The organism is Stappia sp., assembly GCF_048261845.1.
GTDB lineage: Bacteria > Pseudomonadota > Alphaproteobacteria > Rhizobiales > Stappiaceae > Stappia.
The window spans coordinates 1-11429 of the sequence record NZ_JBLXFR010000086.1; the positions used below are offsets into that span (position 1 = coordinate 1).

Genomic DNA, 11429 nt, shown 5'->3' on the forward strand with positions numbered 1-11429 from the left:
TGAAGGACCTCAACGCCAATGACGTCGAGGGCGCGATGAAGATCATCCTGGGCTCTGCCCGCTCCATGGGCATCGAGGTGAAGTAAGATGGTAAAACTCGCAAAACGCACCGCTGCCGCCCGCGAAGCCGTCAAGGGCAAGGACAACCTCTCGGTTGAAGAGGCCGTCAAGCTGGTCAAGGGCAACGCCAACGCCAAGTTCGACGAGACCGTCGAGATCGCGATGAACCTTGGCGTCGATCCGCGCCACGCCGACCAGATGGTCCGCGGCGTTGTCGGCCTGCCCAACGGCACCGGCAAGGACGTGCGCGTCGCCGTCTTCGCCCGCGGCCCCAAGGCTGACGAGGCCAAGGAAGCCGGGGCCGACATCGTCGGTGCCGAGGACCTGATGGAGACCGTGCAGGGCGGCAAGATCGAGTTCGATCGCTGCATCGCCACGCCGGACATGATGCCGATCGTCGGCCGCCTGGGCAAGGTCCTGGGCCCGCGCAACCTGATGCCGAACCCGAAGGTCGGCACGGTGACCATGGACGTGGCCGAGGCCGTCAAGGCGGCGAAGGGCGGCGAGGTCCAGTTCAAGGCCGAGAAGGCGGGCGTGGTTCACGCCGGGGTTGGCAAGGCCTCGTTCGACGAGGCCAAGCTGGTCGAGAACGTCCGCGCCTTCATCGGTGCTGTCGCCAAGGCCAAGCCGGCGGGTGCCAAGGGCACCTACCTCAAGAAGATCGTGCTGACCTCGACCATGGGTCCGAGCGTCACGGTCGACGTGGCCGGCGCCACGGGAGAGTAAGAGATTTGGCGGCTTCGGCCGCTAGATGGCGGGGCCTCGCGGCCCCGTCCTGTCCGAGACGGAGGGTGAGCGAAAGCTCATAATTCCTTCCTGAGATGGGGAACGAGACAAGATTTCCGTAGGCGAATGCCTCGGGCGATCGCGGCCTCGGGACCCTGAATTGGACCCGAACGCCTGCCAGACCATCGGCGGGCAAACCTGAGCCGGGGAGCAATCCCCAAAACTGGAGTGAAACTGTGGATAGAGCACAAAAAGAGAAACTGGTCGACGAACTCGGCCAGATCTTTGAAAGCTCTGGCGTCGTGGTGGTTGCACACTACGCGGGTCTGACAGTTGCCGAGATGCAGGATCTCCGGGCACGCGCAAGCGATGCCGGGGGGGCCGTACGCGTCGCCAAGAACAGGCTCGCCAAGATCGCCCTTGAAGGTAAGCCTTGCGCAAGCATCGCCGAATACCTGACGGGGATGACCGTCCTCACCTATTCCGAAGACCCCGTGGCGGCAGCCAAGGTGGCCGAGGAATTCGCCAAGGAGAATCCGAAGTTCGAGATTCTCGGCGGCGCAATGGGTGAGAACGCTCTGGACCGGGCCGGTGTTGCGGCTGTGTCGAAGATGCCCTCGCGCGAAGAGCTTATCTCTTCGATCGTCGGCAGCATCGGCGCGCCTGCCGCGAACATTGCCGGGGCCGTTGGCGCACCTGCTTCGAATATCGCATCCATCCTGTCCACCATCGAGGACAAGGCGGCTGCCTAGGCATCTGACTGAACCGCGGCGGGTTGATCGCCCGACGTTGGGACACATATTAACAGAACGGAAACAGTAAAATGGCTGATCTGAAGAAACTGGCAGAAGAGATCGTTGGTCTGACGCTTCTCGAAGCCCAAGAACTGAAAACCATCCTCAAGGACGAGTATGGCATCGAGCCCGCAGCAGGCGGCGCCGTCATGATGGCGGGTCCGGCTGGCGACGCAGGCGGCGCAGCCGCTGAAGAGCAGAGCGAGTTCGACGTCATCCTGGTCAGCGCTGGCGCCTCCAAGATCAACGTGATCAAGGAAGTCCGCGGCATCACCGGCCTGGGCCTCAAGGAAGCCAAGGAACTGGTCGACGCCGGCGGCAAGGCCGTCAAGGAAGGCGCGTCCAAGGAAGAAGCTGAAGAGATCAAGGCCAAGCTGGAAGCAGCCGGCGCCGAAGTCGAACTCAAGTAATCGGCGCCGGGGGAACCCGGTAGCCCATGACATGGCTGGGTGCGGAAAACCGCGCCCAGCCGAACCTGTCTTGGCAAGAGCTTGCCGTGAAAGCTCTTTCTCAGGCGCGGTTCATGATCGGGAGGCCTTCCTTGGGACGAAGGCCGTGAATTGATCGAACGGGTGCCGTCTCGTATGGGCGTGGTGCTGTGGCCCGACAGCCGCCGCGTCCGGTGAGAAACTGAAAGGTGACATCGACCATGGCGCAATCCTTCCTTGGCCAGAAACGTCTTCGCAAATACTACGGCAAGATCCGCGAAGTGCTGGAGATGCCGAACCTCATCGAGGTTCAGAAATCCTCTTATGACCTGTTCCTGAACTCCGGCGACCAGTCCGGCCCGCAGGACGGCGAAGGGCTGATGGGCGTGTTCCAGTCGGTCTTCCCGATCAAGGATTTCAACGAATCCTCGGTCCTCGAATTCGTGAAATACGAGCTCGAGAAGCCGAAGTACGATGTCGAGGAGTGCCAGCAGCGCGACATGACCTATTCGGCGCCGCTCAAGGTGACGCTGCGCCTGATCGTCTTCGATGTGGACGAGGATACCGGCGCCAAGTCGGTCAAGGACATCAAGGAACAGGACGTGTTCATGGGCGACATGCCCCTGATGACGCCCAACGGCACCTTTGTTGTCAACGGCACCGAGCGCGTGATCGTGTCCCAGATGCACCGCTCTCCCGGCGTGTTCTTCGACCACGACAAGGGCAAGACCCATTCGTCGGGCAAGCTGCTGTTCGCCTGCCGGATCATCCCCTACCGCGGCTCCTGGCTGGACTTCGAGTTCGACGCCAAGGACATCGTGTTTGCGCGTATCGACCGCCGTCGCAAGCTGCCGGTAACGACCCTGCTCTACGCCCTCGGGCTGGACCAGGAAGCCATCATGGATGCCTATTACGACACCGTCGATTACAAACTGAAGAAGGGCAAGGGCTGGGTCACCAAGTTCTTCCCCGAGCGCGTGCGCGGCACCCGTCCGGGCTATGACCTCGTGGATGCCAAGACCGGCGAAGTGATCGCGGAAGCGGGCAAGAAAATCACTCCGCGCGCGGTCAAGCAGCTGATCGACGCCGGCAAGGTCACCGATCTCCTGGTGCCCTACGACCACATCGTCGGCAAGTTCGTCGCCAAGGACATCATCAACGAAGAGACCGGCGCGATCTACGTCGAGGCGGGCGACGAGCTGACGCTCGAGCGCGACAAGGACGGCGAAGTGACCGGCGGTACCCTGCAGGAGCTGATCGAGGCCGGCATCACCGATATCCCGGTTCTCGACATCGACAACATCAACGTCGGCCCCTACATCCGCAACACCATGGCGATGGACAAGAACATGGGCCGCGAGACCGCGCTCATGGACATCTACCGCGTCATGCGCCCGGGCGAGCCGCCCACCGTCGAGGCCGCGAGCGCGCTGTTTGACACGCTGTTCTTCGATTCCGAGCGTTACGACCTCTCGGCCGTGGGTCGGGTGAAGATGAACATGCGCCTCAACCTCGATGCCGACGACAGCGTGCGCACCCTGCGACGCGAGGACATCGTCGCCTGCATCAAGGCGTTGGTGGAACTGCGCGACGGTAAGGGCGACATCGACGACATCGACCACCTCGGCAACCGCCGGGTGCGCTCGGTCGGCGAGCTGATGGAAAACCAATACCGCGTCGGCCTGCTGCGCATGGAGCGCGCCATCAAGGAGCGTATGTCCAGCGTCGAGATCGACACGGTGATGCCGCAGGACCTGATCAACGCCAAGCCGGCGGCGGCCTCGGTGCGCGAATTCTTCGGCTCGAGCCAGCTGTCGCAGTTCATGGACCAGACCAACCCGCTGTCCGAAGTGACGCACAAGCGCCGCCTCTCGGCGCTTGGCCCGGGCGGTCTGACGCGCGAACGCGCGGGCTTCGAGGTGCGCGACGTGCATCCGACCCACTATGGCCGCATGTGCCCGATCGAGACGCCGGAAGGCCCGAACATCGGCCTGATCAACAGCCTCGCGACCTTCGCGCGGGTGAACAAGTACGGCTTCATCGAGACCCCGTATCGCGTGGTCAAGGACGGGCAGGTGACCGACGAGGTTCACTACATGTCCGCCACTGAAGAGATGCGCCACACCGTCGCCCAGGCCAACGCCAACCTCGATGACAGCGGCAAGTTCGTGAACGACCTGGTTTCGACCCGGCAGTCGGGCGACTACACCCTGGCCCCGAACGAGACCGTCGACCTGATCGACGTCTCGCCCAAGCAGTTGGTCTCGGTCGCCGCATCGCTCATTCCCTTCCTCGAGAATGACGACGCCAACCGCGCGCTGATGGGGTCGAACATGCAGCGCCAGGCGGTTCCGCTGCTGCGGGCCGAGGCGCCGCTGGTCGGCACCGGTATCGAAGAGATCGTCGCCCGCGACTCGGGCGCCGCGATCATGGCGCGCCGCGCCGGGATCATCGACCAGGTCGATGCCCAGCGGATCGTCGTGCGCGCCACCGAAGATCTCGAGCTCGGCGATGCCGGGGTCGACATCTACCGGATGCGCAAGTTCCAGCGATCGAACCAGAACACCTGCATCAACCAGCGTCCGCTGGTGAAGGTGGGCGACACCGTGGGCAAGGGCGAGGTCATCGCCGACGGCCCCAGCACCGACATGGGCGAACTGGCACTCGGCAAGAACGTCGTCGTCGCCTTCATGCCCTGGAATGGCTACAACTACGAGGACTCGATCCTGATCTCCGAGCGCATCGCCAGCGATGACGTCTTCACCTCGATCCACATCGAGGAATTCGAGGTCGCGGCACGCGACACCAAGCTTGGGCCGGAAGAGATCACCCGCGACATTCCCAACGTCGGCGAGGAAGCCCTGCGCAACCTCGACGAGGCGGGCATCGTCTACATCGGCGCCGACGTGGAGCCGGGCGATATTCTCGTGGGTAAGATCACCCCCAAGGGCGAAAGCCCGATGACCCCGGAAGAAAAGCTGCTGCGCGCCATCTTCGGCGAGAAAGCCAGCGACGTGCGCGACACCTCGCTGCGCGTGAAGCCGGGCGATTTCGGCACTGTCGTCGAGGTGCGGGTCTTCAACCGTCACGGCGTCGACAAGGACGAGCGCGCGCTCCAGATCGAGCGTGAAGAGGTCGAGCGCCTGGCGCGCGACCGCGACGACGAGCTCGCCATCCTCGACCGCAACATCTATGCCCGCCTGCGCGACATGCTGCTGGGCAAGGTTGCGGTGAAAGGTCCCAAGGGCGTCAAGGCCAACTCGGAAATCACCGAGGAACTGCTCGACGGCCTGAGCCGCGGCCAGTGGTGGCAGCTTGCCCTCAAGGACGAGAAGGACGCACAGATCGTCGAGGCCCTGAACGAGCAGTACGAGGTGCAGAAGCGCACCCTCGACGCCCGCTTCGAGGACAAGGTCGAGAAGGTGCGCCGGGGCGACGACCTGCCGCCGGGCGTGATGAAGATGGTCAAGGTCTTCGTCGCGGTGAAGCGCAAGCTTCAGCCGGGCGACAAGATGGCCGGCCGCCACGGCAACAAGGGCGTGATCTCGAAGGTCGTGCCGGTAGAGGACATGCCGTTCCTCGCCGATGGCACGCCGGTCGATTTCTGCCTTAACCCGCTGGGCGTGCCGAGCCGGATGAACGTCGGCCAGATCCTCGAGACCCATATGGGCTGGGCCGCGCGCGGCCTGGGCCTGCGGATCGACGAGGCGCTGGACGAGTATCGTCGCTCGGGTGACCTGACCCCGGTGAAAGAGGCGATGCAGCAGGCCTATGGCGACGATGTCTTCGACGAGGGCATCAAGGACATGGACGAGACCCGCCTGGTCGAGGCCGCCGGCAACGTCACGCGCGGCGTTCCGATCGCGACCCCGGTCTTCGACGGCGCCAAGGAGGCCGATGTCAACGACGCGCTGGTGCGCGCCGGCTTCGACACCTCGGGCCAGTCGGTCCTCTTCGACGGCCGCACCGGCGAGCAGTTCGCGCGCCCGGTCACCGTGGGCGTCAAGTACCTGCTCAAGCTGCACCACCTGGTGGACGACAAGATCCACGCGCGGTCGACCGGGCCCTACAGCCTGGTGACCCAGCAGCCGCTGGGCGGCAAGGCGCAGTTCGGCGGTCAGCGCTTCGGCGAGATGGAGGTCTGGGCGCTCGAGGCATACGGCGCCGCCTATACCCTGCAGGAGATGCTGACGGTGAAGTCGGACGACGTGGCCGGCCGCACCAAGGTCTACGAGAGCATCGTCAAGGGCGAGGACAACTTCGAGGCGGGCGTTCCCGAGAGCTTCAACGTTCTCGTCAAGGAAGTCCGCGGCCTCGGCCTGAACATGGAACTCCTGGATTCGGAGGGTGAGGAATAGGCGCCCCCGCGCCCCTCACCCCATCCCGACCCAATTTGAGGACATCAAGATGAACCAGGAACTGACAAACAACCCGTTCAACCCGGTCGCCCCGGTGAAGACCTTTGACGAGATCAAGGTCTCCCTGGCGAGCCCCGAGCGGATTCTCTCGTGGTCCTACGGCGAGATCAAGAAGCCCGAGACGATCAACTACCGCACGTTCAAGCCCGAGCGTGACGGTCTGTTCTGCGCGCGTATCTTTGGCCCGATCAAGGATTACGAATGCCTCTGTGGCAAGTACAAGCGGATGAAGTATCGCGGCGTCGTCTGCGAGAAATGCGGCGTCGAGGTGACGCTTCAGAAGGTCCGCCGCGAGCGCATGGGCCATATCGAACTGGCCGCGCCGGTGGCGCATATCTGGTTCCTCAAGTCGCTGCCCAGCCGCATCGGCCTGATGCTGGACATGACCCTGCGTGACCTCGAGCGGGTTCTCTACTTCGAGAACTACGTCGTGATCGAGCCGGGCCTGACGGACCTGTCCTACGGTCAGATGATGACCGAGGAAGAGTTCATGGACGCCCAGGACCAGTATGGCATGGACGCTTTCACCGCCAATATCGGCGCCGAGGCAATCCGCGAGATGCTGGCCGCCATCGACCTCGAGGCCGAGGCCGAGCAGCTGCGTGCCGACCTCAAGGAAGCCACGGGCGAACTGAAGCCGAAGAAGATCATCAAGCGCCTCAAGGTGGTCGAAAGCTTCCTTGAATCCGGCAACCGCCCGGAGTGGATGGTGCTGACCGTGATCCCGGTCATCCCGCCCGAGCTGCGCCCGCTGGTGCCGCTGGACGGTGGCCGCTTCGCGACCTCGGACCTGAACGATCTTTATCGCCGCGTGATCAACCGCAACAACCGCCTGAAGCGGCTGATCGAGCTGCGCGCGCCCGACATCATCGTGCGCAACGAAAAGCGGATGCTGCAAGAGTCGGTCGACGCGCTGTTCGACAACGGCCGCCGTGGCCGCGTCATCACCGGCGCCAACAAGCGCCCGCTGAAGTCGCTGTCCGACATGCTTAAGGGCAAGCAGGGCCGTTTCCGCCAGAACCTTCTCGGCAAGCGGGTCGATTTCTCGGGCCGTTCGGTCATCGTGACCGGCCCGGAACTTAAACTGCACCAGTGCGGCCTGCCCAAGAAGATGGCGCTCGAGCTGTTCAAGCCGTTCATCTACTCGCGTCTCGAGGCCAAGGGCCTGTCGAGCACCGTGAAACAGGCCAAGAAGCTGGTCGAGAAAGAGCGCCCCGAGGTCTGGGACATCCTTGACGAGGTGATCCGCGAACACCCGGTGATGCTGAACCGCGCACCGACGCTGCACCGCCTGGGCATCCAGGCGTTCGAGCCGGTGCTGATCGAAGGCAAGGCGATCCAGCTGCACCCGCTGGTCTGCTCGGCCTTCAACGCCGACTTCGACGGCGACCAGATGGCCGTGCACGTCCCGCTGAGCCTCGAAGCCCAGCTGGAAGCGCGCGTGTTGATGATGTCGACCAACAACGTGCTGTCGCCCGCCAACGGCGCGCCGATCATCGTGCCGTCGCAGGACATGATCCTTGGCCTTTACTACGTGACCATCGAGCGCGAGGGCATGAAGGGCGAGGGCATGGCGTTTTCCTCGATCGAGGAAGTCCAGCACGCGTTGGACGCCGGCATCGTGCACCTTCACACGAAGATCACCGCGCGGATTCCGCAGATCGACGAAGAGGGCAACGAGGTCGTCAAGCGTTACGAGACGACCCCGGGCCGCGTGCGCCTTGGCGCGCTGCTGCCGATGAACGCCCGCGCTCCGTTCGAGCTGGTCAACCGCCTTCTGCGCAAGAAGGAGGTGCAGCAGGTCATCGACACCGTCTACCGCTACTGCGGCCAGAAAGAGTCGGTCATCTTCTGCGACCAGATCATGACCATGGGCTTCCGCGAGGCCTTCCGCGCCGGGATTTCCTTCGGCAAGGACGACATGGTGATCCCGGATCAGAAGTGGTCGCTGGTCGACGAGACCCGCGAGCAGGTCAAGGACTTCGAACAGCAGTACATGGACGGCCTGATCACTCAGGGCGAGAAGTACAACAAGGTCGTCGATGCCTGGTCCAAGGCCAACGATCGCGTCACCGAAGCCATGATGCAGACGATCTCGGCCAACAAGCGCGACGAGAACGGCGCCGAGATGGAGCCGAACTCGGTCTACATGATGGCCCACTCCGGTGCCCGTGGCTCGGTCACGCAGATGAAGCAGCTGGGCGGGATGCGCGGCCTGATGGCGAAGCCGAACGGCGACATCATCGAGACGCCGATCATCTCGAACTTCAAGGAAGGCCTGACGGTTCTCGAGTACTTCAACTCGACCCACGGCGCCCGCAAGGGTCTGTCGGACACGGCGCTCAAGACCGCGAACTCGGGGTACCTGACGCGGCGTCTCGTCGATGTGGCGCAGGATTGCATCGTGCGTACCCGCGACTGCGGCACCGACAAGGCGATCACCGCCGAGCCGGCGGTCAACGACGGTGAAGTCGTCGCCACCCTGGCCGAGCGTGTCCTGGGCCGTGTCGCGGCCGAGGATATCGTCAAGCCCGGCAGCGAAGAGGTGCTGGTCCCGGCCGGTCAGCTTATCGACGAGCGCACGTCGGACGCGATCGAAGAGGCCGGCGTGGTTTCGGCCCGCATCCGTTCGCCGCTGACCTGCGAAGCCGACGATGGCGTCTGCGCCATGTGCTACGGGCGCGACCTGGCGCGCGGCACGATCGTCAACACCGGCGAGGCGGTGGGCATCATCGCCGCGCAGTCGATCGGCGAGCCCGGCACCCAGCTGACGATGCGGACCTTCCACATCGGCGGCGTCGCGCAAGGCGGCCAGCAGTCCTTCCTCGAGGCCAGCCACGCCGGCACCATCGGCTTCGAGAACGCCCAGACGCTGCAGAACGCGGCGGGCGAGACCATGGCCGTCGGCCGCAACATGAAGCTGGTGATCCGTGACGAGAACGGCGAGGAACGCTCGTCGCACAAGATCGGCTACGGCACCAAGCTGCATGTCACGGAAGGCGCCGAGGTCAAGCGCGGCGACAAGCTGTTCGAATGGGACCCCTACACCCTGCCGATCATCGCCGAAAAGGGCGGCAAGGTCCGGTTCGTCGATCTTGTCAACGGTATCGCGCTGCGCGACGAGACCGACGAGGCGACGGGCATGACGCAGAAGATCGTGACCGACTGGCGCGCCGCGCCCAAGGGCAACGAGCTCAAGCCCGAGATCCTGGTCGTCGACGAGGATGGCGAGCCGGTCCGCAACGACGCGGGCAACCCGGTGACCTACCCGATGTCGGTGGACGCGATTCTTTCGGTGGAAGACGGGCAGGACATCCAGCCCGGCGACATCGTCGCGCGGATCCCGCGCGAGGGCGCCAAGACCAAGGACATCACCGGTGGTCTGCCGCGTGTGGCCGAACTCTTCGAAGCGCGTCGCCCGAAGGATCACGCCATCATCGCCGAGATCGACGGCTATGTCCGCTTCGGCCGCGACTACAAGAACAAGCGGCGGATCAGCATCGAGCCGGCAGACGAGAGCCTCGAGCCGGTCGAATACATGGTGCCCAAGGGCAAGCACATCCCGGTGCAGGAAGGCGACTTCGTGCAGAAGGGCGACTACATCATGGACGGCAACCCGGCGCCGCACGACATCCTGGCGATCATGGGTGTCGAGGCGCTGGCGGACTACATGATCGACGAGGTGCAGGACGTCTATCGCCTTCAGGGCGTGAAGATCAACGACAAGCACATCGAGGTCATCGTGCGCCAGATGCTTCAGAAGTGGGAGATCCAGGACTCGGGCGAGACCACGCTGCTCAAGGGCGAGCACGTGGACAAGGTCGAGTTCGACGCCGCCAATGAGAAGGCGGCCAGCAAGGGCCTGCGTCCCGCGACGGGCGAGCCGATCCTGCTGGGGATCACCAAGGCGTCGTTGCAGACCCGCAGCTTCATCTCGGCGGCCTCCTTCCAGGAGACCACGCGGGTGCTGACCGAGGCTTCGGTGCAGGGCAAGCGTGACAAGCTGGTTGGCCTGAAAGAGAACGTGATCGTCGGTCGCCTGATCCCCGCCGGCACCGGCGGCGCGACGCAGCTCGTGCGCAAGATCGCCGCGGACCGCGACAACGTCGTGCTCGAGGCACGCCGGGAAGAGGCCGAGGCGGCCGCCGCCCTGGCTGCCCCGACCGAAACCGGCGACGACGGCGACGAGGATGTCGTCGGCGGCGAGGTCTTCGACGACAACCTGGTCGAGACCCCGGAAAGCCGCGATTAAGCGGCCCGGCCTTCGCCGGCCATGTGATCACTGCCTGCCCCGCACTTGCTGCCCGGGGCAGGCATCGAACAAGCGCTTGGCCCTGTCGGAAACGGCGGGGCCAAGTCTTTTTGTGGCAGGGCGGGGTGCGAAACGGTGGCGCAGCCGCGGTCAGCCGGGCTTTTGCAGATGCCATACGAATTCGACCGGGTACTGCCTGGCCCATTCCGCCGGGATTGCTGCGCGCGTGCCCGTTGCGCCTTCGGGCGCGTAGAGTTCATGGAAGCCGGTGACGTCAAATCCGATATCCGCGAACAGCTCGAACCACGCCGAAATCGTCAGGTTGAAGCACACGCCGGTCGGCTCGTAGGCGACCTCGGTCCAATCCGCCCCCCACATGTCGCGATAGGGCCGGTGCAACGTCCGGTCGGCAGGAGCGCCATCAAGGGGCGCGCGATCAGCGAGATCGGATGGTTGCCCAGGAACACAAGCCGCCCGCCCGGGCGCAGCAGTCGCCATGCCTCGCCCAGCCACCTGTCCGGCGGGCACCAGATCGAAGCACCGTATTCCGAGATCGCAAAGTCAAAGGAGGCATCCTCAAGCCCGGTCTGCTCGGCATTGCCTTCGATGAAAGTGATCTCGGCGCCATGTTCGGCCGCGAGGCGGCGCGCGGTCGCGAGTTGCCCGGACGAGATATCGATCGCCGTGACACGCGCGCCACGCCGCCACATCCAGCCGGACACGTAGCCGGTTCCACAGCCCAACTCGATGG

Annotated in this window: 7 protein-coding genes and 1 pseudogene; 6 read left to right on the forward strand and 2 right to left on the reverse strand. The window is 64.4% G+C overall.

Annotation, left to right across the window (positions count from 1 at the left end):
• The 6 genes and pseudogenes from rplK to rpoC all read left to right on the forward strand — a co-directional run.
• Window positions 1-86: pseudogene (gene rplK / locus ACN0T5_RS20035) on the forward strand (50S ribosomal protein L11); the annotation flags it as partial.
• Window position 87: 1 nt separating this feature from the next.
• Window positions 88-786, forward strand: coding sequence for a 50S ribosomal protein L1 (rplA, locus tag ACN0T5_RS20040; RefSeq protein WP_417770383.1), 699 nt, complete (start codon window positions 88-90; stop codon window positions 784-786).
• Between the two features lie 236 nt (window positions 787-1022).
• On the forward strand, window positions 1023-1538 hold the full coding sequence (rplJ, locus tag ACN0T5_RS20045) for a 50S ribosomal protein L10 (RefSeq protein ID WP_417770384.1): 516 nt from the start codon (window positions 1023-1025) through the stop codon (window positions 1536-1538).
• 71 nt (window positions 1539-1609) lie between these two features.
• Entirely contained in the window at window positions 1610-1990 is a 381-nt protein-coding gene (gene rplL / locus ACN0T5_RS20050) for a 50S ribosomal protein L7/L12 (RefSeq protein WP_417770385.1), read from the forward strand.
• A gap of 239 nt (window positions 1991-2229) precedes the next feature.
• Window positions 2230-6366 (forward strand): DNA-directed RNA polymerase subunit beta, encoded by a 4137-nt coding sequence (gene rpoB, locus ACN0T5_RS20055; protein WP_417770386.1) that lies wholly within the window; start codon window positions 2230-2232, stop codon window positions 6364-6366.
• Window positions 6367-6415: 49 nt separating this feature from the next.
• A complete protein-coding gene (rpoC, locus tag ACN0T5_RS20060) occupies window positions 6416-10678 on the forward strand; it encodes a DNA-directed RNA polymerase subunit beta' (RefSeq protein ID WP_417770387.1) in 4263 nt (1420 codons plus the stop codon).
• Between the two features lie 150 nt (window positions 10679-10828).
• On the opposite strand, the gene ACN0T5_RS20065 is transcribed toward rpoC, so the two are convergent.
• Both ACN0T5_RS20065 and ACN0T5_RS20070 read right to left on the reverse strand, forming a co-directional pair.
• Window positions 10829-11011, reverse strand: a complete 183-nt coding sequence (locus ACN0T5_RS20065) for a hypothetical protein (RefSeq protein ID WP_417770388.1) — start codon at window positions 11009-11011, stop codon at window positions 10829-10831.
• Window positions 10996-11429 (reverse strand): class I SAM-dependent methyltransferase (locus tag ACN0T5_RS20070; RefSeq protein ID WP_417770389.1); only part of this gene is annotated, 434 nt, incomplete at its 5' end. The genes ACN0T5_RS20070 and ACN0T5_RS20065, both read right to left, overlap by 16 nt.

Excerpts from the sequence above, each read along its gene's own strand:
- rplA (WP_417770383.1), top strand. The coding sequence starts at position 88 with ATGGTAAAACTCGCAAAACGCACCGCTGCCGCCCGCGAAGCCGTCAAG.
- rplL (WP_417770385.1), top strand. The coding sequence starts at position 1,610 with ATGGCTGATCTGAAGAAACTGGCAGAAGAGATCGTTGGTCTGACGCTT.
- rpoB (WP_417770386.1), top strand. The coding sequence starts at position 2,230 with ATGGCGCAATCCTTCCTTGGCCAGAAACGTCTTCGCAAATACTACGGC.
- rpoC (WP_417770387.1), top strand. The coding sequence starts at position 6,416 with ATGAACCAGGAACTGACAAACAACCCGTTCAACCCGGTCGCCCCGGTG.